This window comes from Pantoea sp. M_9 (genome assembly GCF_008631385.1).
Taxonomy (GTDB): domain Bacteria; phylum Pseudomonadota; class Gammaproteobacteria; order Enterobacterales; family Enterobacteriaceae; genus Pantoea; species Pantoea eucrina.
On the sequence record NZ_VWUF01000001.1, the window covers coordinates 410,078 to 436,528 of the forward strand.

General features: G+C 57.1%; 20 protein-coding genes, 1 tRNA gene and 1 pseudogene. 7 read left to right on the forward strand and 15 right to left on the reverse strand.

Annotated elements, in window-relative coordinates:
* Positions 1–3: 3 nt before the first annotated feature.
* From F3I15_RS01870 to F3I15_RS01885, 4 genes are all read left to right on the forward strand, one after another.
* Positions 4–1,230, forward strand: a complete 1,227-nt coding sequence (locus F3I15_RS01870) for an MFS transporter (protein WP_150016338.1) — start codon at positions 4–6, stop codon at positions 1,228–1,230.
* 189 nt (positions 1,231–1,419) lie between these two features.
* Positions 1,420–2,181: a basic amino acid ABC transporter substrate-binding protein gene (locus F3I15_RS01875; RefSeq protein WP_150016339.1), complete on the forward strand. Its 762-nt coding sequence runs from the start codon at positions 1,420–1,422 to the stop codon at positions 2,179–2,181.
* A gap of 45 nt (positions 2,182–2,226) precedes the next feature.
* Positions 2,227–2,991 carry an amino acid ABC transporter permease gene (locus F3I15_RS01880; RefSeq protein WP_150016340.1) on the forward strand — a complete coding sequence of 255 codons (765 nt, stop codon included), beginning with the start codon at positions 2,227–2,229 and terminating at the stop codon, positions 2,989–2,991.
* On the forward strand, positions 2,978–3,703 hold the full coding sequence (locus F3I15_RS01885) for an amino acid ABC transporter ATP-binding protein (protein ID WP_150016629.1): 726 nt from the start codon (positions 2,978–2,980) through the stop codon (positions 3,701–3,703). The genes F3I15_RS01880 and F3I15_RS01885 overlap by 14 nt, the downstream gene beginning before the upstream one ends.
* 62 nt (positions 3,704–3,765) lie before the next feature.
* Here the strand turns inward: F3I15_RS01885 and phoA are convergent, their stop codons facing one another.
* Positions 3,766–5,172, reverse strand: coding sequence for an alkaline phosphatase (gene phoA / locus F3I15_RS01890; protein ID WP_150016341.1), 1,407 nt, complete (start codon positions 5,170–5,172; stop codon positions 3,766–3,768).
* 247 nt (positions 5,173–5,419) lie between these two features.
* Here phoA and F3I15_RS01895 point away from each other — a divergent pair.
* Together F3I15_RS01895 and F3I15_RS01900 are read left to right on the forward strand one after the other, a co-directional pair.
* A tRNA-Ser gene (locus F3I15_RS01895) sits at positions 5,420–5,507 on the forward strand.
* Positions 5,508–6,544: 1,037 nt separating this feature from the next.
* Positions 6,545–6,757, forward strand: a complete 213-nt coding sequence (locus F3I15_RS01900; protein WP_150016342.1) for a hypothetical protein — start codon at positions 6,545–6,547, stop codon at positions 6,755–6,757.
* Between the two features lie 79 nt (positions 6,758–6,836).
* Here F3I15_RS01900 and iraP read toward each other — a convergent pair whose 3' ends face one another.
* From iraP to putP, 6 genes are all read right to left on the reverse strand, one after another.
* Positions 6,837–7,199 (reverse strand): anti-adapter protein IraP, encoded by a 363-nt coding sequence (iraP, locus tag F3I15_RS01905; RefSeq protein WP_150016343.1) that lies wholly within the window; start codon positions 7,197–7,199, stop codon positions 6,837–6,839.
* Between the two features lie 151 nt (positions 7,200–7,350).
* Positions 7,351–8,139 carry a phosphate starvation-inducible protein PhoH gene (gene phoH / locus F3I15_RS01910; RefSeq protein ID WP_065649060.1) on the reverse strand — a complete coding sequence of 263 codons (789 nt, stop codon included), beginning with the start codon at positions 8,137–8,139 and terminating at the stop codon, positions 7,351–7,353.
* 527 nt (positions 8,140–8,666) lie between these two features.
* Entirely contained in the window at positions 8,667–9,947 is a 1,281-nt protein-coding gene (gene efeB, locus F3I15_RS01915; RefSeq protein ID WP_150016344.1) for an iron uptake transporter deferrochelatase/peroxidase subunit, read from the reverse strand.
* A gap of 2 nt (positions 9,948–9,949) precedes the next feature.
* Positions 9,950–11,065 (reverse strand): iron uptake system protein EfeO, encoded by a 1,116-nt coding sequence (efeO, locus tag F3I15_RS01920; RefSeq protein WP_150016345.1) that lies wholly within the window; start codon positions 11,063–11,065, stop codon positions 9,950–9,952.
* A gap of 41 nt (positions 11,066–11,106) precedes the next feature.
* Positions 11,107–11,940 carry an iron uptake transporter permease EfeU gene (gene efeU / locus F3I15_RS01925; RefSeq protein WP_150016346.1) on the reverse strand — a complete coding sequence of 278 codons (834 nt, stop codon included), beginning with the start codon at positions 11,938–11,940 and terminating at the stop codon, positions 11,107–11,109.
* Between the two features lie 255 nt (positions 11,941–12,195).
* The gene (gene putP / locus F3I15_RS01930; protein ID WP_150016347.1) at positions 12,196–13,680 is read right to left on the reverse strand and encodes a sodium/proline symporter PutP; all 1,485 of its coding nucleotides are present in this window, start codon (positions 13,678–13,680) and stop codon (positions 12,196–12,198) included.
* Between the two features lie 525 nt (positions 13,681–14,205).
* Here putP and putA point away from each other — a divergent pair.
* The gene (putA, locus tag F3I15_RS01935; RefSeq protein ID WP_150016348.1) at positions 14,206–18,150 is read left to right on the forward strand and encodes a trifunctional transcriptional regulator/proline dehydrogenase/L-glutamate gamma-semialdehyde dehydrogenase; all 3,945 of its coding nucleotides are present in this window, start codon (positions 14,206–14,208) and stop codon (positions 18,148–18,150) included.
* Positions 18,151–19,008: 858 nt separating this feature from the next.
* Here the strand turns inward: putA and F3I15_RS01940 are convergent.
* The 8 genes and pseudogenes from F3I15_RS01940 to F3I15_RS01975 all read right to left on the reverse strand — a co-directional run bounded on the left by F3I15_RS01940 (position 19,009) and on the right by F3I15_RS01975 (position 26,372).
* Complete coding sequence (locus F3I15_RS01940; RefSeq protein WP_150016349.1) at positions 19,009–20,088, reverse strand: acyltransferase family protein; 1,080 nt, start codon at positions 20,086–20,088, stop codon at positions 19,009–19,011.
* Between the two features lie 399 nt (positions 20,089–20,487).
* Complete coding sequence (gene tcyN, locus F3I15_RS01945) at positions 20,488–21,240, reverse strand: L-cystine ABC transporter ATP-binding protein TcyN (RefSeq protein WP_150016350.1); 753 nt, start codon at positions 21,238–21,240, stop codon at positions 20,488–20,490.
* A complete protein-coding gene (gene tcyL, locus F3I15_RS01950) occupies positions 21,237–21,905 on the reverse strand; it encodes a cystine ABC transporter permease (RefSeq protein WP_150016351.1) in 669 nt (222 codons plus the stop codon). Before tcyL ends, tcyN begins: the two co-directional genes overlap by 4 nt.
* Positions 21,905–22,705 carry a cystine ABC transporter substrate-binding protein gene (gene tcyJ, locus F3I15_RS01955; protein WP_150016352.1) on the reverse strand — a complete coding sequence of 267 codons (801 nt, stop codon included), beginning with the start codon at positions 22,703–22,705 and terminating at the stop codon, positions 21,905–21,907. Before tcyJ ends, tcyL begins: the two co-directional genes overlap by 1 nt.
* Before the next feature lie 164 nt (positions 22,706–22,869).
* Positions 22,870–23,857 (reverse strand): annotated as a pseudogene (locus F3I15_RS01960) (D-cysteine desulfhydrase).
* Positions 23,858–23,986: 129 nt separating this feature from the next.
* Entirely contained in the window at positions 23,987–24,490 is a 504-nt protein-coding gene (gene fliZ, locus F3I15_RS01965; RefSeq protein ID WP_065649049.1) for a flagella biosynthesis regulatory protein FliZ, read from the reverse strand.
* A gap of 47 nt (positions 24,491–24,537) precedes the next feature.
* A complete protein-coding gene (locus tag F3I15_RS01970) occupies positions 24,538–25,260 on the reverse strand; it encodes an RNA polymerase sigma factor FliA (protein WP_039385048.1) in 723 nt (240 codons plus the stop codon).
* Between the two features lie 140 nt (positions 25,261–25,400).
* Positions 25,401–26,372 carry an HNH endonuclease signature motif containing protein gene (locus tag F3I15_RS01975; protein ID WP_150016353.1) on the reverse strand — a complete coding sequence of 324 codons (972 nt, stop codon included), beginning with the start codon at positions 26,370–26,372 and terminating at the stop codon, positions 25,401–25,403.
* Positions 26,373–26,451 lie beyond the last annotated feature (79 nt).

The window sequence follows — 26,451 nt, forward strand, 5'->3', positions numbered from 1 at the left end:
TTCATGTCTGTGCCCCGGCCCGGCCCGCGGCTCTGGCTGCCTCTGCTGCCGGGCTGCCAGTTTATTTTCAACCTCGGCTTTTACGCCGTAGTGCCTTTCCTGGCCATTTTTTTGCGCGACGATCTGGCGCTCTCCGGCACGCTGGTCGGGCTGATACTGGGGCTGCGCACCTTCTGTCAACAGGGTATGTTTTTGCTCGGCGGCGCGCTCTCCGATCGCTTTGGCGCCCGACGCGTGGTGCTGGCAGGCTGCATGGTGCGTATCAGCGGCTATCTGCTGCTGGCAGGCGGCGAATCTTTAACGCCGGTTATCATAGGTGCCTGCCTGACCGGTATTGGCGGCGCGCTGTTTTCACCCTCGATTGAAGCGCTGCTGGCGAAGGCGGGTACGCAGAGTGAAGCTGAAGGTAAACGCAGCCGGGCGGAGTGGTTTGCCCTGTTTGCCGTCTGCGGTGAACTGGGTGCCGTTATCGGTCCGGCAGCGGGGGCGCTGCTGACCGGCTACGGTTTTCGCCAGATCGCCTTTGCCGGCGCGGTGGTATTTGTGCTGGCGATGATTGTGCTGTTTTTCACCCTGCCCGCCGCGCCAGTGCGCCGCGCCGCGCTGCAGATCGCGCCGTGGTGGCGCACCTTTCACCAGCCGCGCTTTGTGGCATTTATTATCGCTTACAGCAGCTGGCTGCTCAGCTATAACCAGCTCTATCTGGCGTTGCCGGTGGAGATCCAGCGCGCCGGCGGTCAGGAGAGCGATCTGGCACCGCTGTTTATGCTGGCCTCGCTGCTGATTATTACGCTGCAGCTGCCGCTGGCGCGTCTCGCCCGCCGCACCGGCGCGGCACGAGTTGTACCGTGGGGCTTTGCGCTGATTGCCGTGGCATTTCTCAGCGTGGCGCTGTGCGCTGACGCTGCTCCCGCTGCGGGCTGGCTGCGCCTGCTGCCTGCGGCAGCTTTTGTTACGCTGCTGACGCTGGGACAGATGCTGCTGGTGCCCGCTGCAAAAGACCTGGTGCCGCGGTTTGCGGAGCCGTCATCGCTCGGCGCGCACTATGGCGCCCTGGCCACTGCCGGTGGCGTGGCTGTGTTGCTGGGTAACGTCCTGCTGGGAGGCGTGCTGGAACAGGCGCGCGAACCTTCAGAAGCAGCACGGCTGCCGTGGCTGCTGCTGGCGCTGTTTCCTCTCGCCAGCGCAATTGCCATGCGCATTATCTGTGCGCCATTGCGCAAAGCGTAACCTGCGGCCGGACGCGCTGCTCTCCTGCGTTCCGCACTGTGCCACAACGGCCGGATGCCCCCTTCACGCTTTGATGAATATTGTCCTCAGCGCTGACTATTCCGCTTGCCAGAGCATACGGCAATGTGTATTTTTATGCATTAAATTTGCATAAATTACGCATCTTGTTCCCTCTCCAGGAGAATCACTATGTTTATCCGTTCAGCCCTGCTGGGCTTAGTGCTGGCGCTGTCAGCCACGGCGGCGCAGGCCGTTACCTATGTTGTCGGCTCTGGCGGCACTTACCGTCCGTTCGAATTTGAAAACGCGCAGAAGCAGCTGGAAGGGTTTGATATCGACATTATCAAGGCCGTCGCCAAAGCGGAAAATTTTGATATTAAGCTGGTCAATACCCCGTGGGAGGGCATCTTTGCCACACTCAATTCGGGCGATCGCGACATCATTATCTCCGGCATTACCATCACCGATAAGCGCAAACAGATGGTGGATTTTTCCGCGCCCTACTTCCCGGCTGAACAGGCTATTGTGGTGCCGGAAAACGCCAGCGTATCATCACTGGCGTCGCTGAAAAACCTGAACGTAGGCGTGGTGAACTCCAGTACCGGCGACATTGTGGTCTCCGATGTGCTGGGCAAAAACAGCACGGCGATTAAACGTTTTGATAATACGCCGCTGATGCTGCAGGAGCTGTATGAAGATGGTATTGGCGCCGCCGTGGGAGATGTCGGCGTGGTGAAATATTACATAAAAACGCATCCGGAGAAGCAGTTTAAACTGGTTTCTGATAATAAGTTTGAGCGCCAGTATTTCGGCATCGCGGTAGCGAAAGGCAACGATGAATTACGCAGCAAGATCAACGCCGGCCTGCAGAAAATCATTGCCGACGGCACCTATGCGAAAATTTACGCGACCTGGTTCGACAGCAACGTTCCTGCTCTTCCCGCGCAGTAATTTTCCCGTCGCCGCGCGCTCGCGCGGCACAATAAGGACGTTTTTATGACTGGCTTCCGCTGGGAAATCATCGGGGAATATATGCCGCTGTTTATCGACGGCGCGATGATGACCCTCAAATGCACGCTTATCTGTGTGATCACGGGTACCCTGTGGGGCCTGACGCTCGGCTTAGGCCGCCTGGCGTCGGCGCCGCACGGCCCGTGGAAATATCTACTGCATTACGGCATTCAGTGGCCGGTGCGCATCTATATCAGCGCTTTTCGCGGCACGCCGCTGTTCGTGCAGATTATGGTCGTGCACTTTGCGCTAATCCCGCTATTTATCAATCCGCGCGACGGCGTGCTGGTGGCGAACGGCATTATGCCGGCAGAGTTTGCCCGCGAGCTGCGCGCTAACTATGGCGCTTTTCTTTCCTGCGTTGTGGCCATCACTCTTAATGCAGGCGCTTACGTATCGGAGATTTTTCGCGCCGGGATCCAGTCGATCGATCGCGGCCAGATGGAAGCGTCGCGATCGCTCGGCATGCCATATGGTCGCACCATGCGCAGAGTGATCCTGCCGCAGGCGTTTCGCCGCATGCTGCCGCCGCTCGGCAACAACGCGATCGCTATTGTTAAGGATTCATCGCTGGCGTCAGCGATCGGCCTCGCCGATCTGGCGTATGCTGCCCGTACGGTTTCAGGCGCCTATGCAACTTACTGGGAACCCTATCTGGTGATTTCGCTGGTGTACTGGGTATTTACCTTCCTGCTGTCGCTGCTGGTTCGTTACATGGAAATGAGGTTTGGCAAAAGTGATCCACGTTGAAAACTTGCAGAAAAACTTTGGTGAAAACCAGGTCCTGAACGGCATCAGCTGTGACATTCCGGCGCAGGAAGTATTGTGCGTTATCGGTCCGTCCGGCTCAGGTAAAAGCACCTTCCTGCGCTGCCTGAACGGGCTTGAAAGCATTGACGGCGGTCGCGTGGTGGTGAACGGATTTGAGGTACAGGATCCCAAAACCCGCATCAATACGCTGCGTCAACACGTGGGTATGGTGTTTCAGCGCTTTAATCTGTTCCCGCATATGACCGTGCTGGAAAACCTGATTATGGCGCCGATGGATGTGCGCAAACTGTCGCGCCAGCAGGCCGCTGAGCAGGCTAAAGCGCTGCTGGAGAAGGTGGGCCTAACCGATAAGATACACGCCTGGCCAAACAGCTTATCCGGCGGCCAGCAGCAGCGCGTTGCTATTGCACGGGCGCTGGCGATGGAGCCGGAGATCATGCTGTTCGATGAGCCGACCTCCGCGCTCGATCCTGAGCTGGTCGGCGAAGTGCTGAGCGTCATGAAAATGCTGGCGCAGGAAGGCATGACCATGGTGATTGTCACACATGAAATGGGGTTTGCACGCGAAGTGGCAGATCGCGTGATGTTTATGGATCAGGGGATCATTCAGGAGCTGGACACGCCGGATGTGCTGTTCACCCGGCCGCAAAATCCGCGTACTCAGGCGTTTCTCAGCAAAGTGCTGGGGTGAGACTGCTCCGGTAAAAACAAAAATCCACGCCGCAGCGTGGATTTTTTCTGTCTGCTATCCGCTTATTTAAGCGCCATCGCATTTTTCAGCGTGAAGAACAGATCGGTCTGATCGGTCAGCCCTACCACGTTTGCCGCGTGCGGTCCGTAAGCAGCAATGCGCAGCTGAGCACCGGTATGCTCCTGCGAATCCTCTTCCGAGTTGCCGTAGCTGATGGTCATTACCGCACCATCTTTCGTGTTCAGCGCCTGGGTCAGGCCCGGCGCTTTGGTGCCGTTCTCAACAATCTGACTGCTGTGCGCGTGGTCGGCGGTGACCACCACCAGCGTATCGCCATGTTCGCGGGCATAAGCCAGCGCCACCTGGACCGCTTCGTCGAGATCCACCGTTTCGCCAATCTGGCCGCACGGGTTAGCCGCGTGATCCTGTTTATCGATTGACGCGCCCTCAACCTGCAGGAAGAACCCTTTCTCATTTTTGCTCAGCAGGTCGATCGCTTTTGTCGTCATCTGCGCCAGCGTCGGCACCGATGCCGGACGATCCTGATTAACCTCACAGGTCACCACCGGTTTATCGATGTTGCCATGATAACTGGCTTTGGGACCCTGCCAGCGCACCGGCATATTGCCCGGCGCAAACAGCCCCAGCAGCGGCTGCTGCTGGGTGGCCTGCCGGACCGCGTTCATTGCGTCCAGGTTTTCTACCAGCTGATAGCCGCGCGCCTGCGCCTGTTCATACAGCGTTCTGCCTTTATAGTCGCCTGCTTTAGCCACCTCGTTAAAGCTTTTTGCACCGCCGCCCAGGACCACATCCGGCCGGGTCAGCAGCATTTGCTCGGTAATTGAGCCGCGGCCGCCCTGCTCTAAGGCGTTGCCCGGGCAGAGTTCGCTGGTTTTCTCCGGGCCATAGCATTTGCGCGAGGTGACATGTGCCATTAGCGCCGCTGGCGTAGCATCCTGCAGTTCGGCGGTAGAGACATTGCCGGTTGCTTTGCCGGCCGCTTTGGCCAGCTCAAGCAGCGTGGTTTGATCCTGCCCATTAACGTCGACGCCAATCGCCCCGTTATAGGATTTGGTGCCTGTGGCCCACGCGGTGGCGGACGCGGCAGAGTCAGTGACGTAAGAGGGTTTATGCGTTTTTTTATCCAGCGAATAGTGCGTGTACTGCCCGATAAGCGGAAGCGCATCAATACCGGCAAAAAAGCCGCCCGCACCCATCGCAAGATTACGTGCCGCGGTGATCTCAGAGTCACCCATGCCGTCGCCAATCAGCAAAATGACATTTTTCGCCGTCTGATTACTCAGCGAGGCTTTCAGCGCCTCAGTCTGATCGCTGCTCAGCCGACGTGCGCCACCATGCTGCGTCAAATCGCCAGCTGCTGCTCTATTGTATGTTGTAACATCAGCCACCGCAGCGGTAGCGATCAGCGAAGCCAGCAGTGAAACCGTCAGCAGAGGTAAGTGTTTCATTCTTCAGCATCCTTATCAGTGAGACAACCCGGTTATTTTCGCTGCCAAGTCTGCGTCAGAGGGATGACATTTTTGTGTCAGACGTGCAACGTTTCGATGACAATCGCCGCGAAGCGAACAGGGTTAATACAATCTGCGCAGAGCTTAAGCAGATAGAAAAAAAGGAGAAAATAGCGCTTGACCCTTTTCAGCTAACTCCCTATAGTAGCGCCCCGTTGACCCAGTGCGGTTAGCAAAAAAAATATGTGGTGAGGTGTCCGAGTGGCTGAAGGAGCACGCCTGGAAAGTGTGTATACGGCAACGTATCGGGGGTTCGAATCCCCCTCTCACCGCCACAAATTTGAAGAAGAGCCTGAACCCGCGTTCAGGCTTTTTTTTGCAAATTGCACAGTGAGAGGGTATGAGAACCCCCGACCGGGTTCGGCGGTGAACCCTGTTCACCGGACAGCGGAGCCTGCGACGCTGCCCGCAGGGTGAGCGAAGCGAATCAATCCCCCTTTCACCGCCACAAATCTATAGCTGGTACATCATCTCCTTTGAAAAGATAGATAATGCCGCGTTAGCAGCTTTTATCGGGGTTCACTATGTGGCTAACCGTTATCTCTTGCCGAAAAAATTCATCAGCTGAGGGCTCTTAAAGAGCTTTCCTTACGTTATTGCGGCGTAAAACGCACGGGTATAGTGTCTTTCATAGTTTCCGGACGTATTTATGCATTCCAGACATCATTTATGCCCCGCATCCGATTGCCAGGGCGCCATGAATGGCGCCCCTACAGATTCGTATCTAAATACGTTAAAGGACACACCTCCGGCACCACTCGCAGGGGACGCATTTATGCGTCCCTGGCCTCGTTTATGCCCCATACCCGATTGTCAGGGCGCCATGAATGGCGCCCCTACAGATTCGTATCTAAATACGTTAAAGGACACACCTCCGGCACCACTCGCAGGGGACGCATTTATGCGTCCCTGGCCTCGTTTATGCCCCATACCCGATTGTCAGGGCGCCATAAATGGCGCCCCTACAGATTTGTGCCCAAACACGTTAAACGACACACCCCCGGTGTTGCCTGTAGGGGACGCATTTATGCGTCCCTGGCAGATTTGTGCAATGCATATTATTGGATTCAGGTGCCCACTCCTGACCGCCATGAACCATCATCAGTAAACTCAGGCCGCAGCCCTGCTTCACCTCTGCTAAACTGACCTGACAGCAACATTCAGCGGGCATAAACCGGATGCGGGTAACAGCTACCTCTTTCGTTTAACCCTGCTGAAAGCGATGCCGCTTTGCGAACGCCTTTTATATTGTGACCAAAATGCTCAGAGCCGTAAGGCCTGAAGAAACATATGTTTTATTAAGGAAAAAATTATGGATGATGTAGATCTGGCACAGGAACGGGAAGCCGCTCATCTTGAGAGCGCCCTGTTTGCCCGCAAACCACGCCTGGTGAGCACAACGGGCAACTGTATCTGGTGCAGGGATGAAAGCGTTGTGGCCGATACTGCATTTTGCTCTGCAGAGTGCGGAGAGGACTATCACAAGCACCAGCGTGAAATGAAACAGCGTATCAACGGCGAATAAGCCAGCCGGGGCGGGAAATGTCTGCTAAAACAAGCCTGAACGCGCGTTCAGGCTTGATTATTTGCTGTATCTGATTGCGTTACTTTTTAGCGGGTAAAGCGGGTTCAGCAGCCGTAACGCCGGTCAGTCCACTTAATCCTTCATGGTTAATTTCGTCATCTGCCTTATCCACAGCCTGAGAGATAGTCAGCAGATTCTGCAGTTCGCTTAGCAGAATAGCGGCATCGGACCTCAGTACCTCATCGTTTTCAGCAGAGTCGATAACCGTATTGATCGCTTTATTAGCCGCATCAATCATCTCCGTCACTCCACCCTGCCTGCTGACGGCCAGGACCAGCGCACTAATCAGCAGCGACTGTGCTTCAACCCGGGCGGTCAGCTGTTTCATGTCCGCATCAATGTGCGATATTTTTGCCAGCATACTCAGGACGACGTTTTTCACTGGTTGTGCTCCCTGAAAAAAGATCAATTTTACCGCGTTAGCGAACCGCTGCAACTCTCATCACTCTGAAAGGTCATCAGGCTCTGCCGGTAAAGTCACGGACAGAAAAAAACCCGGCCGGAGCCGGGTTTGTCAACGGAGTGGGACGCTATCAGCCGTAGGCGTGCAGCGTGCGCTGGCAGAGTGCTGAACGAACGCAGTCCTCTTTCGCAAAGCGCACCACGCCCACCATCTCATCCTCTTCGAAGCGTGCCAGCGCATCGGCAAGACCGGACTGGACGCTGGCGGGCAGATCGCACTGGGTAATGTCACCGTTAACGATAACCGTGACGTTTTCCCCCAGGCGGGTCAGAAACATCTTCATCTGCGCAGCGGTGACGTTTTGTGCCTCGTCGAGGATAACCACTGCGTTCTCAAAAGTACGTCCACGCATATAGGCGAAGGGCGCAATCTCTACCTTGGCGATTTCAGGCCGCAGGCAGTACTGCATAAAGGAAGCGCCGAGACGTTTAACCAGAACGTCATAAACCGGACGAAAATAGGGGGCGAATTTCTCGGAAATGTCTCCGGGCAGGAAACCGAGATCTTCATCCGCCTGCAGTACCGGGCGCGTCACGATAATCCTTTCGATATCCTTATTGATCAGGGCCTCAGCTGCTTTTGCAGCGCTAATCCAGGTTTTACCGCAGCCAGCCTCGCCGGTTGCGAATATCAGCTGTTTCGTTTCTATGGCGTTGAGATAGTGCGCCTGAGCTTCATTCCGGGCTGCAATTGGTGCCCGATCGCGCACATCGCGCGCCATGCCAATAGCATCTAACCCGCCCATCTGCACCAGCGAAGTGACCGATTCTTCTTCGCGCTGACGATGACTCCGGGAGTCATTACGAAGCACACGACGAGCTTCACGACGCGCTTTGATCACTGCTTTCTGTCTTCCCATAGTGGCACCTTACAGTTGGTTTCATGAATCGCGACGGATCACCCGCGGCGATGACTTGAACGCTTTAGAGGTTACGTTGGCTTCCTTTTAGCCGTACTGATACACAAAACGGGGTGTACAACAGCGCCGAAACGCCGCAGCGCACCGGATAAAAACAAACTGGATAATGTAGATAGTGGATGAAAGAAGAGTAAAACGCTGACAGGAGGCTCTCTCCCGCAGAGAACTGCGCTTGCTGTGTTACACCTGCTGGTTCCGGAATGGAACGCCTCATGCGCGAACTCCAGTGGCTGATGCCACAAAACTGACAACGCTTATGAGTAAAGTGAAACATAGCGCCGAAAATTTGCAACACTATTTTTACTTTTCGATGCAAATTAAGATTTGTTGCGGCGATCGCATCAGGCGCATCCCGTAAAAACTGCATACAAAACAATGTGGTATACAAAATAAAAAAGGATCCCTGGCGGATCCTTTTATGACGCGGAACGCTTATCAGGCGTAATCAGCGTTGCCAGAGAGCAGGTTCAGGCTTCAATCAGCGATTGGCCAAGGTAGTGCGTGGCATTGGCGACGCCCGGCAGCGCAAAAAAGTAGCCGCCGCCGGTGGGCCGGACATACTCCTCCAGCGCCTCGCCGTTAAGTCGCTGCTGCACGGTGATAAAACCTTTAGTGAGATCGTGCTGATAGCAGATAAACAGCAGCCCCATATCAAGCTGCCCTGCCCCGGTGATCCCGGCGGAGTAGCTGTAGCCGCGCCGCAGCATCAGGCTGTCCGCCGTCTCAGGCGTACGCGGGTTAGCGAGCCGGATATGGGCATCCAGCGCTATCACATCTCCATCCGGATCGCTGGCGTAATCCGGCTCATCATGTTCATGATGCCCGCCAAGCGGCGCTCCGCTGAGCTTTTCCCGGCCAAAAATAGTCTGCTGCTCACCCAGCGGCGTGCGATCCCACTGCTCAACGCGGAAACGAATAATCCGCACCGCCTGATAGCTGCCGCCGTATGTCCATGCGGGCTCCTGCTGGTCGGCCGTGACCCACAGCATTTTATTCATCAGCGCGCCGTTTTGCGCATCCGGATTCGCCGTGCCGTCTTTAAAACCCAGCAGATTAATCGGGGTTTCCTGCCCGTTACTGCGCGCTGCGTGCTCAGGAATAAACCCTTCGCGCCGCCAGCGTACTGCCAGCAGATCGGGGGTCTGTTTGATGATATCGCGCAGTGCGTGGATCACGGTGTCCTGACTATTGGCGCAGATCTGAATCAGTAAATCCCCGTGGCACTGGCTGGCGTCAAGCGAGTCATTGGGAAAGCGCGTCATGGCCTGCAGCTGTGCAGGCTTGTGCGCGCCCAGCCCAAAGCGTTCGTCAAACAGCGAACTGCCCACGGACAGCGTCAGCGTCAGGTTATCTGGTGCAATAGTGGTACCGAGAATACCGGAATCAGCCGGCGGCAGCTGCGCATTAGTCACCGCAGGTGCGGGTCCGCCCTGCGTCAGAAACGCGAATCTCTCCGTCAGCAGCCGTAACAGGCGCGTCAGCTCCGCTTTACCGTCGGCCAGCACGTCAAACGCCACCAGCATCATGGCGGCCTGCTGCGGCGTCAGGATACCCGCCTGGTGCTTACCGTAAAATGGTTGCACTTGCTGACGCGCATCAGGTGCAACCGTGCCCGGAGAAAAATGCTCTGCTGCTGCGCCAGCGTGAAACGGACAGCTGCCCCCGAGCGCAGCCGCACCGCCCAGCACACCCAGTCCCTGCAGTAACCGACGACGTGCCGGCTGCATGGCATCATGCTGTTTAGCCATGGTTAATCGAGGCCCAGCGTGCCGCGCAGCAGAGAGAGATCTTCAGCCAGCACGGTAATCGGTGCTTTTAACGCATTGCGATCGGCCGCGGTCAGCTTCTCATAGGATGCATAACCCTCAGCCGTACGGTATTTATCCAGTATTGCGTCAACTTTGCTGAAATTAGTATCGATTTTCGCCAGAAGCTGCGGATTTCGCTGCTGCAACAGCGGGCGCAGCAGCGACACAATTTTCTGCGCGCCGTCGACGTTTGCCCGGAAATCAGACAGGTCAGTGCGGCTGTAACGATCTTCCTCGCCGGAAATTTTGCTCGAAGCCACCTCTTCAATCAGACCCGCTGCGCCGCCCACGACTTTAACCGGCGCAAATGCCAGTGCGCTGATCCGCGCCTGCAGCGCTTTAACATCGTCATTCAGCTGACTGGCGAATGGCGCGGCACCGGTCGTTGTGCGATCGGCAAACAGCAGCTTCTCCAGCCGGTGGAAACCGGTAAATTTAGGATCCGCCGCCTTCTGCTCAAAATCATCTTCGCGCGCGTCGATACTGCCATCCAGATCGGAGAAGAGTTCAGCAACAGGCTCAATACGCTCGTAGTGGGCGCGGGTCGGCGCATAGAGCGCTCTCGCCTTATCACCGTCGCCTGCATTAATCGCTGCCGTAAACGCTTTGGTGCTGCTTACCAGCGCGTTAACTTCATTCAGAACATACGCTTTGTAGTCGGCGATAGGCTGAGCCAGCTGCAGCAGCGCTTTCTGCTCTGGCGTTGATGACTGCCCCGATCCGGCCACCGTCAGTTTGCCTTTCGGATTACTCAGCAGACCGCAGGTCATCTCATACTCACCCGCTTCCAGATTTGCCGTCAGCTTCTGCGTAAAGCCCGGCGCGATATTTTCCCGCTCCTCGACCACCATCACCCCTTTCAGGATCTCCCACTCCAGCGCTTTCTGACTATGGTTTTTGATAATGAACTGGCTTTTACCCGCCGGCACGTTCAGCGTCATAGGCTCACACTGTTTATCCGTAACGGTGACGGTGAACTGCGGGATCTCTGCAGCGGCTGCAGCCCCGGAAAGCAGCAGCGCGACGACAGAGGCGGTAGCGCGTAACGTGGTATTCATGATGGTATCCGTGTTAAAGAGTCAGATTAAAAAAACAGGGATTAGCGCAGGCTGCGTGCGGCAGCCGGAGCAGGAGGCGCCGGGAAAAAAAACAGCAGCAGTGCCGGCACCAGGTAGAGCAGCCAGGCTGCAACCTCACTGACGCTGGGCGCTTCCTGATAGCCGAGCAGGCCTTCAAGCAGCGTACCGGCCAGAGAGTGCACAGAGAGCACGCTGCTTATATCAAACGCCGTTGCCTGGAAGTGGTTCCACAATCCCGCCTCATGGAAAGCGCGGATTGCGCCGGCCGCAAGCCCGGCGGCAACAAACAGAATGAACAGGCTGCTCCAGCGGAAAAAATGGGCCAGATTAAGCCGGACGCCGCCGTAGTAGATCAGCGTACCGAGCAGCGCTGCGGTCAGCAGGCCGAGCAGCGCGCCCGCGGGCGGGGCGTAGCCCACATCCTGCGTAAACGCTGCCAGCAGAAAGAACACTGACTCCAGCCCCTCGCGCGCTACGGCGAGAAACACCATAATCACCAGCGGCAGGCCGCTGCCGCCCCGCTTTGCCAGAGCCTGATCTACTGACTTCTCCAGCGTCAGGCGCATGCTGCGCGCAACTTTGCGCATCCAGAACACCATGGTGGTCAGCATCACAACCGCAATCAGCGCTACCACACCTTCAAACAGCTCCTGCTGCTTCTGCGGAAACTCACCGGTCGTGGCATTGATGGCGATACCCAGTCCCGCGCAGAGCACAATGGCCGCTATTACCCCGCCCCACATCGCCGGGAACCACCGGGTGCGTCCGGTGCGCTTCAGATAGCTGGCGATCAGGCTGACAATCAGCGCCGCTTCCAGGCCTTCCCGGAGCATAATGAGAAACGGAACAAACATCGTTTGCCTCTTAAGTGTTTAGCAGGGTAAATCCGTCGTAAAAAAACGTAAAGTGCGAACGATATCGATTATCATTATCGCCGTAAAAAAAACAAGTCACTGCGGGAAATTATTTTGCTGCACGGGGGAGAAGCCAGAGGATTACGGTTCAGAAAAGTCGTCGGGCTCGCGTTGCCTGACGCCTCAACGTAAAAAGGAGGCACAGTAATGTGCCTCCTTTTTGATAGCGGTGCCGCAACGCACCGCGCGAATACCTTAATCTGCCTGGTATTCCGCTTCCGCAGCGGCAAACCGCTGCTGCGCGGCGGCAGAAGGAGCTTTGCCCATCAGGCTGAAGACCACAATCGCGATGCTGGCAAAGATGAAGCCTGGAATAATTTCATACAGCTCAGCGTAACCGTACTGTTTCCACAGCAGCACCGTCGCGGCACCAATGACCATTCCCGCCAGCGCGCCGTTACGCGTCATGCGTTTCCAGCAGACACCAAACAGTACTACCGGACCAAACGCCGCGCCAAAGCCAGCCCAGGCGTAGCTCACCAGGCCCAGCACCCGGTTATCCGGATTGGATGCCAGCGCAATAGCAATCAGTGCAATCAGCAGCACCATGGCACGTCCGACCCATACCAGCTCCTGCTGGCCGGCATTTTTACGCAGGAAGCCCTTATAGAGATCTTCCGTCAGCGCACTTGAACAGACCAGCAGCTGGCAGCTCAGAGTGGACATGACCGCAGCAAGAATGGCCGAAAGCAGAATACCGGCGATCCACGGGTTAAACAGAATACGCGTCAGCTCAATAAAGATACGTTCTCCATTCTCTGTGACGCCCGCGGCCTGCGCCGGGTTATTCTGGAAGTAAGCGATACCAAAGAAGCCTACGGCCACCGCGCCCGCCAGGCAGAAGATCATCCACGCCATGCCGATGCGACGCGCAGTGCGGATAGAGCGATGGGAGTCTGCCGCCATAAAGCGTGCCAGGATATGCGGCTGGCCGAAATAGCCCAGCCCCCAGCCCAGCAGCGAGATGACCGCGACAAAATTGAGCCCCTTGAGCATATCGAGGTTTTCGATGCTCTTTTCGCGGATCACCGTCAGTGAATCATCAAAGCCGCCCACGGCGATAATGACAATCACCGGCGTCAGGATCAGCGCAAAAATCATCAGCGTCGCCTGCACCGTATCGGTCCAGCTTACGGCCAGGAAGCCGCCCACCAGCGTATAGAGAATGGTGGCCGCTGCGCCCGCCCAGATAGCGGTCTGGTAATCCATACCAAAGGTGCTTTCAAACAGGCGCGCACCGGCCACCACGCCTGAAGCGCAGTAAATGGTGAAGAAAATCAGGATAACCACCGCGGAGATCACGCGCAGCAGTTTGCTTTTGTCTTCGAAGCGGCTGGTAAAGAAGTCAGGCAGCGTCAGCGCATTATCGTGATGCTCGGTCTGCACGCGCAGACGACCCGCCACAATTTTCCAGTTCAGCCAGGCGCCAATTGTCAGGCCGATAGCGATCCAGCTTTCAGAGATACCGGACAGGAAGATGGCACCAGGCAGGCCCATCAGCAGCCAGCCGCTCATGTCGGAGGCACCGGCTGAGAGAGCCGTAACAAAACTGCCCAGGCTGCGGCCGCCCAGAATATAATCATCAAAGTTTTTTGTTGACCGGTAAGCGATAAACCCTATCAGCACCATCCCAAGGATATAAACAACAAAGGTCACCAGCATTGGTGTACTTATACTCATACTCTCTCCACTTATTATGTAATTGCTTAAGAGAAATTGTTTGCCCGTCCTGCCTTAAAGCGGTAGCCGGACGTCTCCCTGGCACGACGTATCACTTACCCATCTTTGTGACGGCAATCAAACACACGGCAGCACCGGAACGGGGTGGCCACTGCGCGTTACCGCCGCCAGAGAAGCAAATTTCTCTTAAGGCGCGGTATCCTGCCGCAAAGGTGCGATGCGCACAATGGATTTAACACAGCTGTTACCTGAGTTTCACCTCTCTTTCTCATTTCTTTGCTCAAAGGTTGCGCCCGTTCAAACTTTTGGTTGCACCAGAAACGCCATTTTTTGCAGTTTAGTGAACCTGGTTGCAACTCTGGCGAGATTCTTGCAGCAAGAAACGTGCCGTTTCTTTACAGTTAACAAACAAACGGCTTTCAGGCATGCCACCTGGGTCACATTTAACACGGTTGCACAAAGTTGCAACATGAGTGATAGTGCAGCCCACGCTGATGTTGATTTATTTTTCAAGACGAGGAATTCATGGGAACAACTACCATGGGGGTGAAGCTGGATGAAGCCACCCGCGAGCGCATTAAGCTGGCAGCACAGAAGGTTGACCGCACATCTCACTGGCTGATTAAGCAGGCTATTTTCAATTACTTAACCCAGCTTGAAGCGGGCGAAACCCTGCCGGAAATTCCCCTGCAGACCAGTGAAACCACGGCGGAAGAGAACCTGCCTGAAGAGAGTCTGCAGCCGTTCCTCGACTTTGCTGAACATATTCTGCCGCAGTCGGTTACCCGCTCCGCGATTACCGCCGCATGGCGCCGGCCTGAGACAGAAGCGGTGCCGATGCTGCTGGAGCAGGCGCGCCTGCCCGCTCCGCTGGCAGAGAAAACTCATCAGCTGGCTTATAGCCTCGCTGACAAGCTGCGGCACCAGAAAGGTGCAACCGGACGCGCCGGAATGGTGCAAAGCCTGCTGCAGGAGTTCTCCCTCTCCTCGCAGGAGGGCGTGGCGCTGATGTGCCTGGCAGAAGCGCTGCTGCGTATTCCGGATAAACCGACCCGTGACGCGCTGATCCGCGACAAAATCAGTAACGGTAACTGGCAGTCGCACCTGGGCCGCAGCTCATCGATGTTTGTTAACGCCGCGACCTGGGGCCTGCTGTTTACCGGACGCCTGGTCTCAACCCATAACGAAGCGAGCATGTCCCGCTCGCTGAACCGTATTATCGGCAAAAGCGGCGAGCCGCTGGTGCGCAAAGGCGTGGATATGGCCATGCGCCTGATGGGCGAGCAGTTCGTTACCGGCGAGACCATCGCTGAGGCGCTGGCCAACGCCCGTAAGCTGGAAGAGAAAGGCTTCCGCTACTCCTACGATATGCTCGGTGAAGCGGCTCTGACCGCCGCTGATGCTAAAGCCTATCTGCTCTCTTATCAGCAGGCGATCCATGCGATTGGTAAAGCCTCTAACGGCCGTGGCATCTATGAAGGCCCGGGGATCTCGATCAAGCTCTCTGCGCTGCATCCGCGCTACAGCCGCGCCCAGTACGATCGCGTTATGGAAGAGCTCTATCCGATCCTGAAATCGCTGACGCTGCTGGCGCGTTCATATGATATCGGCATCAATATCGATGCCGAAGAAGCCGATCGCCTTGAGCTGTCGCTGGATCTGCTGGAAAAACTCTGCTTTGAGCCTGAGCTGGAAGGCTGGAACGGGATTGGCTTTGTGATTCAGGCTTACCAGAAACGCTGCCCGATGCTGATCGACTCGCTGGTCGATCTGGCACAGCGCAGCCGTCGCCGCCTGATGATCCGTCTGGTGAAAGGCGCTTACTGGGATAGCGAAATCAAGCGCGCGCAGATGGAAGGCCTTGAAGGCTATCCGGTCTATACCCGCAAGGTATACACCGATATCTCCTATCTCGCCTGCGCCCGCAAACTGCTGGCGGTACCGAGCCAGATCTACCCGCAGTTTGCCACCCATAACGCCCACACGCTGGCCGCTATCTACAACCTGGCGGGTAATAATTACTATCCGGGTCAGTATGAGTTCCAGTGCCTGCACGGCATGGGCGAGCCGCTCTATGAACAGGTGGTGGGCAAAGTGGCCGATGGCAAACTCAGCCGCCCCTGCCGTATTTACGCGCCGGTAGGCACGCACGAAACGCTGCTGGCTTACCTGGTACGTCGTCTGCTGGAAAACGGCGCCAACACCTCCTTTGTTAACCGGATCGCCGATAAGAGCCTGCCGATAGATGAGCTGGTTGCCGACCCGGTGGTAGCGGTTGAAAAAATGGGCGCAGCCGAAGGCGCCGTGGGTCTGCCACATCCGAAAATCCCGCTGCCGCGCGATCTCTATGGCGACAAGCGTCCGAACTCAGCGGGTCTCGACCTCGCCAATGAACATCGCCTCGCCTCACTCTCCAGCGCCCTGCTGAACAGCGCCAGCCAGCCGTGGGTGGCTCAGCCGATGATCGAGGGCACCCTGGAAACAGGTGTCAGCCAGCCGGTACTGAACCCGGCGGCGCCGGCTGACGTGGTCGGCAGCGTGCGTGAAGCCACCGAAACCGAAGTCTCTGCTGCGCTGGATGCGGCGGTCAGCGCCGGGCCAATCTGGTTCGCGACTCCGCCAGCCGAACGCGCGGCGATCCTCGATCGTGCCGGTCAGGCGATGGAAGCGCAGATGCAGCAGCTGATTGGTCTGCTGGTGCGTGAAGCGGGCAAAACGTACAATAACGCCATCGCCGAAGTGCGCGAAGCGGTCGATTTCCTCTACTACTATGCGGGCATGGTACGCGATGATTTTGACAATGAAACGCATCGTCCGCTGGGTCCGGTAGTCTGTATCAGCCCGTGGAACTTCCCGCTGGCGATCTTTACCGGCCAGATTGCCGCCGCGCTTGCCGCCGGCAACAGCGTGCTGGCAAAACCAGCCGAGCAGACGCCACTTATCGCCGCGCAGGCGGTGCAGATCCTGCTGGATGCAGGCGTTCCCGCCGGCGTGCTGCAGCTGCTGCCCGGCCAGGGTGAAACCGTGGGCGCACAGCTCACCAGCGATGAGCGCGTGCGCGGCGTTATGTTCACCGGCTCAACCGCCGTGGCGACGCTGCTGCAGCGTAATCTTGCCGGTCGTCTCGATCCGCAGGGGCGTCCAACGCCGCTGATCGCTGAAACCGGCGGCATGAACGCCATGATCGTTGACTCCTCGGCCCTCACCGAACAGGTGGTGGTGGATATCGTTGCCTCCGCGTTTGACAGCGCCGGCCAGCGCTGCTCGGCGCTGCGTCTGCTCTGTATTCAGGAAGATGCCGCCGATCACACCATTAAAATGCTGCGCGGCGCGATGGCGGAGTGCCGCATGGGCAACCCGGAGCGTCTTTCAACTGATATCGGTCCGGTTATCGACCAGGAAGCGAAAGCGGGCATTGAGCGTCACATTCAGGCGATGCGTAACAAAGGCTTTACCGTTTATCAGGCGGTGCAGGAGAATGCGCAGGACCGTAAAGAGTGGGAGAGCGGCACCTTTATCAAACCCACGCTGATTGAGCTGGATCAGGTCAGCGATCTCGATAAAGAGATCTTCGGACCGGTGCTGCACGTGGTGCGCTTCTCACGCAGCAGCCTGCCGCAGCTGATTGAGCAGATCAACGCCACCGGCTATGGCCTGACGCTTGGCGTACATACGCGTATTGATGAAACCATCGCTCAGGTTACTGCAAACGCGCACGTCGGCAACCTCTATGTGAACCGTAATATGGTCGGTGCCGTAGTAGGCGTGCAGCCGTTTGGCGGCGAAGGCCTCTCCGGTACCGGCCCGAAAGCGGGTGGCCCGCTCTATCTTTATCGCCTGCTGGCACATCGTCCGGATGGCGCGCTGCGCCTGACCTTCGATCGTCAGGATGCGGAGCAGCCGGTCGACAGCAGCGTGCGTACAACGCTGATGGGCGCACACCAGGCACTGCAGCACTGGGCGCAGGATAAGCCAGCATTGCAGGCGCTGTGCCAGCGTTACGATGAGCTGTCGCAGGCGGGCACGGTGCGTCTGCTGCCGGGCCCGACGGGCGAACGTAACACCTTCAGCCTGCTGCCGCGCGAACGCGTGCTCTGCCTGGCCGATAATGAGCAGGATGCACTGATCCAGCTGGCCGCGGTAACCAGCGTCGGCAGTCAGGCGCTGTGGCAGGATGATGAGCTGCATCGCGCCCTGCTGAAAGCGCTGCCGCCGGCAGTACAGCAGCGCATCCGGCTGGCCAAAGATGCCCTGTCCGGTGAGTTTGATGCGGTGATCTACCACGGTGATGCCGATCAGCTGCGTACGCTGTGTGCCGATATCGCGGCACGCGAGGGCGCGATTGTTTCCGTCCAGGGCTTTGCCCGCGGAGAAACCAATCTGCTGCTGGAGCGGTTGCTGATTGAACGCTCGCTGAGCGTCAACACCGCAGCAGCGGGCGGCAACGCCAGCCTGATGACCATCGGTTAATCCCCGTTTCATCACAGTAAAGGGCCCCCTGCGGGCCCTTTTTTATTGCGGGTTTGCCAGGGACGCATGAATGTAGCCAGGGACGCATGAATGCGTCCCCTACGATGGGAACTGTTATCCCGCAGGAGCGCCATTAATGGTGCCCGGAAACCAGCATCGNGCCAGGGACGCATGAATGCGTCCCCTACGATGGGAACTGTTATCCCGCAGGAGCGCCATTAATGGTGCCCGGAAACCAGCATCGGCGCACGAATGTGGCCAGGGACGCATTAATGCGTCCCCTACGATGGGAACTGTTATCCCGTAGGGGCGCCATTAATGGCGCCCGGAAACCAGCATCGACGCATCAATGTGGCCAGGGACGCATTAATGCGTCCCCTACGGTGGGAATTATTGTACCCACAGGGGCGCCATTAATGGCGCCCGAACATCACCAGGGACGCATTAATGCGTCCCCTATGACGGGAATTACTGTACCCGCAGGAGCGCCATTAATGGCGCCCGGAAACCAGCATCGACGCATCAATGTGGCCAGGGACGCATCAATGCGTCCCCTACGATGGGAATTATTGTACCCGTAGGGGCGCCATTAATGGCGCCCGGAAACCAGCATCGACGCATCAATGTGGCCAGGGACGCATTAATGCGTCCCCTATGACGGGAATTACTGTACCCGTAGGGGCGCCATTAATGGCGCCCGGAAACCAGCATCGACGCACGAATGCGTCCCCTACGACGGGAATTATTGTACCCACAGGGGCGCCATTAATGGCGCCCAAACACCACCGTCGGCGCATAAATAAGCAGGGGACGCATGAATGCGTCCCCTGCGGTTGGAATTGTTGCGCCTGTATTTACCTACGCTGCTTTGCGACGCTTCATGCCGATCAGCGTCGGGAACAGGAACAGCGACTGACCCAGGCCGCGGTTGGTCAGTGACCAGAGCGCTACTGAACAGAGCGAGCAGATCCCGACGATTGCCAGCGGATAGAAACAGGCCCATAGCACGGAGAACCACGCCTGCTCAAACAGGTGATGACGCTGGGCAAACAGAATCGCCGACATCCCGAAAAACTCAATAAAGATGCGGTGAATAACGTAGATTTGCAGCGTATTACGCCCTACCCAGTTGAAAAAACGCATACTGAAATGCTGATTAAGCCAGCGGCAGGCCGCCACGCTTACCAGCACGGCGATGACGCACATAAACAGGCTCTTATCGAGGCCCATAATCACGTGAAGTCCCGTCAGCGCCGCCAGTGCCGCCCACGGCAGCAGGTTTTCACGGCGCAGCTCGCTCAGGCGCAGCATCACCGGACTCCAGAATGCGCCCAGCAGGAAGAACAGGAAATATTGCGCGACGCTCTGCGGCCCCCAGTAAGGAATGATTTTTTCCACTGCCAGATAATTCAGTACCACCGCCACAACCAGCAGCGCGATTTTCTGCTGATGGAAAATTTTTGCACACAGGAAGTAGATCGCCAGGCCATACAGATACCAGGAGGTACTCATCGCCATAAACGTCAGCTTGAGAAACTCCAGCAGTGAACCGGCGTAGGCGGCATTAAGATTTTGCGAAATGCGCTGCCCGGTAATCTCGGTGGAAATGCCGACAATTGACCACCACTGAATAAAGCCCCACAAAATATAGAGATAAAACAGATTGGTAATGCGGCTGGTAAATACCTGTTTCCATGAACGATTTAAAATACCATTAGTCGCCAGCAGGCCGGAAACAAAAAAGAATGCCGGCATACGTAATGGCGACAGTACCGTATTAAACTGCACCCATATTTCCGCCGGAAACCATCCGGCACTCAAATATTTTATTGTTGTTTCAAATCCCGGTAATACGGTGTGATAGAGAACCACCAGCAAAATACAGGCACCTTTCAGTGTATTTATCCAGCCTATATCATTTTTCCCGTTATCTTTCATCAGGTTGACTCCTAAAGCTGTGTAGGTCTGTAAGAGGTAAACGCATTAATAATCAGTTCGTGAGTTATGGTTATTAAACGATTATTCAACAGCACTGCGGGGAGTGTATCTGGCGAAAGTCCTAAATTGTCTTTCCTGGCCCTGATGCAACAAGACTTTACGTTAATCAAAATGCATTTACATCTGCCTGAAGCAGCGTCGGGAGTTGTAAACTGTGATTCAGGAAAAATAATCAGTAAGAAAAGCTGCTGTTTAATTAAGAGCAATCTGTAAACAGAGAAGCCAGTTAATAATTTAGCAATAAGACAATTATATGACGATGCACCAAAAGGATAAGAGAAACGCGGAAGGATATGATAACAGCGTAATAAATAAGGGCCAGCGAACCGGCCCTGAATATTACTGATTAAGAAATTTATCCAGGAATTGTCGGGTACGAGCCTGCTGCGGATTGCTGAACAGGGTTCTGGCTTCCCCCTGCTCCACAATGCGCCCCTGATCCATGAAGATAGCGCGGTCAGCCACGTCACGCGCAAAACTCATCTCATGCGTGACGATCACCATGGTCCGTTTCTCCTGCGCCAGGGCGCGAATGGTGTTCAGCACCTCGCCGACCAGCTCCGGATCGAGCGCAGAGGTCGGTTCATCAAACAGAATCACCTCCGGGCGCATCGCCAGCGCGCGGGCAATGGCCACCCGCTGCTGCTGTCCGCCGGAAAGCCGGCGTGGGAAGCTCGCCTCTTTACCCGTCAGCCCGACCTTCTCCAGCAGCTGACGTGCCTGCGCCTGCGCTTCTGCTTTCGGCTCACCTTTAACGATCACCGGTCCTTCAATAATGTTTTCCAGCACCGAACGATGCGGGAACAGATTGAAGTTCTGAAACACAAACCCGACCTGCTGGCGCAGCTGACGCACCTTCTCTTTCTGCTTGTTAAGACTCAGGCTGGCGTCAATGGTGATGCCGCCTACCGTCACGCTGCCCTGATCCGGTACTTCCAGCAGATTGATACTACGCAGCAGCGTGGTTTTTCCCGAGCCGCTGGGGCCGATAATCGCCACCACCTCTCCGGCAGCCACGTTGAGATCGATGCCGTGCAGCACCGTCTGCCCGTGAAATTTTTTCACCAGCTGGCGGACTTCAATTGCACTCATTTCTCCTCCCGATCCTGACGATTAACGTGCGCTTCAAGACGGTTCTGCAGCGCGGAGAGCACGGTCGCCATGATCCAGTAGATCAGCGAGGCGGCCAGATACATAGTAAACACCTCCAGCGTGCGTGAGGTGATTAACTGCGCCTGACGAAACAGCTCCGGCACCTGGATAGTGGCCGCCAGCGAGGTATCCTTGACCAGGCTGATAAAGCTGTTACCGAGCGGCGGCAGCGCAGTCCGCGCCGCCTGCGGCAGGATCACCCGGCGCAGCGTCTGCCACGGGGTCATGCCAATGCTGGCTGCCGCTTCCCACTGCCCGCGCTCGATAGAGGCGATAGCACCGCGCAGCGACTCTGACGCATAGGCCGCCGTGTTCAGCGACAGGCCAATCATCGCAGAGGGAATGGGATCGAGTTCGATGCCAAACTGCGGCAGGCCGTAGTAGATCATAAACAGCTGGGCGATCAGCGGCGTGCCGCGGAACACCGAGACATAGATGCGCGCCAGCCAGTTCACCGGCCAGAAGCGCGACAGGCGCATCAGGGCAAGGATAAAGCCCAGCAGCAGACCAAAGAACATCCCGCCGATGCTGAGCTGCAGCGTAAACAGTGCCCCTTTAAGTAAAAAAGGTGCTGAATCCAGCACCAGATGTACGCTCTCCAGCATTATTTCGTCACGTCCGTGCCAAACCATTTATCAGAGAGTTTTTTCAGCGAGCCATCTTTCTGCATCTCTGCCATCGCCTGATCGATCGCTTTCAGCAGATCGTCGTTACCCTTACGCACCGCCACGCCTGCTTCCAGGCGCGAGAACGCCGGACCTGCGACGGCCATGGTGTCACCGGTTTTCTTCACCAGATCGAGCGCGGCCAGGCGATCGACCAGAATGGCGTTCAGGCGGCCGGAGCGCAGATCCTGATATTTTGTCGGGTCGTCATCATAGGTGCGGATATCGACGCCTTTGACGTTATCACGCAGCCACTGCTCATAGTTGGAGCCGAGGCCGACGCCCACTTTTTTCCCCGCCAGGTCCTCAGGTTTGGTAATGGTGCCGGCGTTTTTCTTCAGCGTCAGCGCCTGCACGCCCGAGATGGTGTACGGCGTGGAGAAGTCATACTTCTTTTTACGCTCATCGGAGATAGTGACCTGGTTTATCACCACGTCGATACGTTTTGAATCGAGCGACCCCAGCATGCCGTCCCACTTGGTCGGCTTCAGCGCTGCTTTTACGCCGAGATGCTGCGCCAGCTCCTGCGCAAACTCCACCTCAAAGCCGGTCAGTTTGCCGCGCTCATCCTGAAAACTGAACGGCGGATAGGTGCCTTCAAGGCCCACGCGCAGCTCGCCTTTATTTTTAATCTGTGCCAGCAAATCTTCAGCGGCAAAGGTTTTTGCGTTGATGCCTGCGAGCAGCGCCACCGCCATCATTCCCATCGCCAGCGGGCGACGAATCAGAGAGAAAGCCATGTTTACCCCGTTATTATCTGTTGTGTGTGTCAGTGCAGGTGCGTCGCGTGACGCACCCTGTAACAGATAGCGTAGTCTTATTATGAACGCCACAGAAATTGCATCTCCGTGGTGACGTTACGCCTCTCTGTGGCAGCGATTATAAAGCGTTTCGTCAGCCTGTCTCATACCGAAGGATGATAAGCAAATAACGCCGGTGCGCCGCCGGTATGCACAAACAGCAGCGGCCCTTCGCGCCGGAAGCGCTTCTGGCTGATACCGTCAATCAGACCGGCCATCGCTTTACCGGTAATAGACCGGATCCAGCATGATACCCTCCAGCCGTGCCAGCAGGCGCACTGCTTCCATGCCCTCTTCGCTGGGTTCGCCATAGCGCGGCGCGTAGTACTCATCCCAGAGCGTGATCGCCGCCTGCGGCTTCAGCTCCAGCTCCTCTGCCAGCGCGCTGCGCAGCCGCTCCACCACCGGCAGCTGCGCGGCCACGCTACGTGACACTGTCACGCCAACCAGCTCACTCTCCGGTAAAAGTTGCTCCAGGCCTATCGCCAGACCGGCATGGGTACCGGCGCTGCCGGATGCCACCACCACCGCCGCGAAATCCACCACGCCCTCGCTCTGATGGGCGATCTCCTGAGCACACTCTACATATCCCAGCGCCCCCAGCGCATTTGAGCCGCCGACCGGCACGATATAGGGGCGATACCCCTGCGCTTCGAGACGCTCTGCGTAGTCGCTGAGCTGCTGCGGCGGATTATCCAGCGCCGCCACCATCTCAATTTCCACGTCCATCAGATCCAGCAGCAGGCGGTTGCCGTTGGAGAGATAATTTTCCGCCGTAGTGCTAATCGGGTTTTCCAGCAGCGCCACGCACTTCAGGCCGAGTCGCGCCGCCACTGCGGCCGTCTGGCGTACGTGATTGGACTGGATCGCGCCGGCGGTCAGCAGCACATCCGCCCCCTGGCGGAGTGCGTCCGCGGCCAGAAACTCCAGCTTGCGCAGCTTGTTGCCGCCCAGCGCGACCGGCGTAACGTCATCGCGTTTGATAAAAATATCGCGGCCAAGGTAATCGGACAGACGCGGCAGATGCTCCAGCGGCGTAGGTGCGCCAAGCAGTTCAAGACGCGGGAACTGATGCAGAAGATGTAGGGACAATACAGGCCTCCAGGGCAGTGTGCAGATGTCCCTGTAGTGTTGCAGAAGATGCGCTGAGGCGCATCCGGAATTGCGGGATAGCAGCAGCCCGCTGCGGCACCGATCGCCGCAGCGGACATGAATCATTGATCAGCCGCGCTGCCAGCCGAGGAACTGATCGTATTTGCGCAGCGCAATACGGTAGTTGTTATTACCGGCATCGGGCAGATCGTGCTGCAGGCACTCATGCCAGCTGTTGCCGGATAGATTTTCTGCCGGGAAATTTCTCGCTTTCAGCATGTCATCAAGTCGACGCAGGCGCACCACATACTCCCGAATCGTACTGTGGTTCATCTCGGTCTGTTCAAACAGATACTGTTTAAACGCCATGATGTCGAAGTAGTTCGGATGGGTATTACAAAAAATATCGCTGCAGAAACGGCATAGCGCTGTCAGTTCGGGCTGCAGCTTCATCCAGACCTGATCGTCAATCATCTGGTCCATGCGGGCTATCGCCTCTTTATTGATAATCTGGCCACGAAATACCAGCGCCATACGATCTAATACTTTGCCACAGTGTGAACAGTTGCTTTGGCTATGTTTATAGTCTTTAAGATAACGACTTAATGGCCTGACTTTAATTTTGGCTCCCATCGCTGAGTCCCCGGTTTTTTATTTTTGTTTCCCCAGGACTGAGTCTGTCAGCGCGCTCCCGCTAACCGGGCACGCAGGCGTTTAATCGCCTGACTGTGCAGCTGACTGACGCGGGATTCTCCCACCTCCAGCACCGCGCCAATCTCTTTCAGGTTCAGTTCTTCCTGGTAGTACAGTGTGAGCACGAGCTTTTCGCGTTCGGGCAGCGCCTCGATTGCGTCAATCACGCGTTCACGCAGATTCCCTTCCATCAGCTGATGCAGCGGATTCGCCTCTTCATGGCCCTCTGTCACCAGCTCTGCGCTGTCACCGTGCTCTTCCCGATACTCGTCATAGGAGAAGAGCTGGCTATTGTTGGTATCCAGCAGGATCTGCCGGTACTCCTCCAGCGACACGTTCAGCTGCTGCGCCACCTCCTGCTCCGAGGCTGAGCGGCCGAGCGCCTGCTCCACCTGGTGCATGGCACCGGCTACCTCGCGCGCGTTGCGCCGCACGCTGCGCGGTGCCCAGTCGCGGCTGCGCAGTTCGTCCAGCATGGCGCCGCGAATACGCTGCACGGCGTAGGTGGTAAAGGCGGTGCCCTGCAGCGCGTCGTAGCGCTCCACGGCATTCAGCAGTCCGATGCCCCCAGCCTGCAGCAGATCGTCAAGCTCCACGCTGGCCGGCAGGCGCACCTGCAGACGCAGCGCTTCATGCCGCACGAGGGGAACGTAGCGCTGCCAGAGCGAATGTTTATCCATCACGCCGCCGGCGGTATAGAGATCGTTCACGTTGACTACCCTGCGTTAATTAAGTTATCGGCATGATTATCCAATTCTGTAGCGGTTTCGATTGGCAGAATAGGCGGGCAAAAGCGAGGTTATTTCAAATTAGTGATGGATGGCGGTGGCGTGCACCGCCGTTGCGGACGCTATCTGTTGCGCTGCTGCAACCGCTGCCTTGTGGCAGGCGGCACCGCGGGCCACAGCGCGCAGATTTTGCCCGCCAGCGGCTGATAAGCGAAGCCGTCTTCCGCTTCACTCTCCAGCGCCGCGCTGAGCATCACCTGCCCGGTTTCACCATCAATGCTAATCAGTTTATTGCGGAACAGGCGCTGCAGATCGCTGCGTAAAAACAGGCCGTTATCGACGCTGTTATCCGCCAGCAGCCCCGCCTCGCTCTCGTCGGTATTGATATGGCACGCCTCCACCCACGGCCAGCCGTGTGGTTCTGTAAGCGGCGTGCCGGTGATGACGCAGGCGCCGTAGCGCGCTTTTACCGCCGCCAGAAACGCCGCCTGGCTGGCGTGCTGCAGCACGCGGGTTTTCACCCGCCGCCCGACTTCGGTGCCGGGCATCACGGCGGCGGGCGCCGGCTGCTGTGGCGTGCTCAGCACCACGATAAACTGCACCGCGCGCGACAGCGGAAAACAGGGGTGCGCCTGCGCGTCAAACAGCTGCCAGTACGCCTCCTCCCCCTGCTGACGCATCAGCACCAGCCGGTAGCCCCGGCTGGTGAGCAGGTTCTGCGCCGCCGCCGAGTGCGGATCGAGCATCGCATAGACCCGGCTCTCGCCCATCACTTTCCAGCGTCCCGCCTGGCTGGCGTCGTCGCTGCGGCGAAAATAGAGAAACGCCTGCTGCGTTTTCAGGTAGTGCTCAAAGCGGCGCAGGTAGTTTTTGTGCTCGTTGTCGTCGCTGATGAAAAGCAGTTCGTCGAGCGGACTGTTCAGCGCCTGCTGCGCAAACAGCGCGCGGATCGTCAGCTGCCGATAGCTCACCGGGGGGCTCAGCAGACCGCGTGCGGTAAGCGTTTTTTCGCCGGGATGCTGCTGCGCATAACGCAGCGCGATCTCCTCAAATGAGAGCAGCTCACCCGGTAGCAGATCGTAGTTGAAGCGCATCGCCCCTCCCTGAGTGGAAAACGTGATCGATAACGGAATGGTTCTGTAACAGATTATCGGCCGCGCGGCGGCAGGCTGT

Coding starts and splice junctions, on each gene's coding strand:
- efeO (WP_150016345.1), bottom strand. CDS start 11,065: ATGAATACCACGTTACGCGCTACCGCCTCTGTCGTCGCGCTGCTGCTT.
- putP (WP_150016347.1), bottom strand. CDS start 13,680: ATGAGTATAAGTACACCAATGCTGGTGACCTTTGTTGTTTATATCCTT.
- tcyL (WP_150016351.1), bottom strand. CDS start 21,905: ATGCTGGAGAGCGTACATCTGGTGCTGGATTCAGCACCTTTTTTACTT.
- F3I15_RS01880 (WP_150016340.1), top strand. CDS start 2,227: ATGACTGGCTTCCGCTGGGAAATCATCGGGGAATATATGCCGCTGTTT.
- tcyN (WP_150016350.1), bottom strand. CDS start 21,240: ATGAGTGCAATTGAAGTCCGCCAGCTGGTGAAAAAATTTCACGGGCAG.
- F3I15_RS01870 (WP_150016338.1), top strand. CDS start 4: ATGTCTGTGCCCCGGCCCGGCCCGCGGCTCTGGCTGCCTCTGCTGCCG.
- F3I15_RS01975 (WP_150016353.1), bottom strand. CDS start 26,372: ATGCGCTTCAACTACGATCTGCTACCGGGTGAGCTGCTCTCATTTGAG.
- phoA (WP_150016341.1), bottom strand. CDS start 5,172: ATGAAACACTTACCTCTGCTGACGGTTTCACTGCTGGCTTCGCTGATC.
- efeB (WP_150016344.1), bottom strand. CDS start 9,947: ATGGCTAAACAGCATGATGCCATGCAGCCGGCACGTCGTCGGTTACTG.
- F3I15_RS01940 (WP_150016349.1), bottom strand. CDS start 20,088: ATGAAAGATAACGGGAAAAATGATATAGGCTGGATAAATACACTGAAA.
- tcyJ (WP_150016352.1), bottom strand. CDS start 22,705: ATGGCTTTCTCTCTGATTCGTCGCCCGCTGGCGATGGGAATGATGGCG.
- F3I15_RS01875 (WP_150016339.1), top strand. CDS start 1,420: ATGTTTATCCGTTCAGCCCTGCTGGGCTTAGTGCTGGCGCTGTCAGCC.
- phoH (WP_065649060.1), bottom strand. CDS start 8,139: ATGGGAAGACAGAAAGCAGTGATCAAAGCGCGTCGTGAAGCTCGTCGT.
- efeU (WP_150016346.1), bottom strand. CDS start 11,940: ATGTTTGTTCCGTTTCTCATTATGCTCCGGGAAGGCCTGGAAGCGGCG.
- F3I15_RS01900 (WP_150016342.1), top strand. CDS start 6,545: ATGGATGATGTAGATCTGGCACAGGAACGGGAAGCCGCTCATCTTGAG.
- fliZ (WP_065649049.1), bottom strand. CDS start 24,490: ATGGGAGCCAAAATTAAAGTCAGGCCATTAAGTCGTTATCTTAAAGAC.
- putA (WP_150016348.1), top strand. CDS start 14,206: ATGGGAACAACTACCATGGGGGTGAAGCTGGATGAAGCCACCCGCGAG.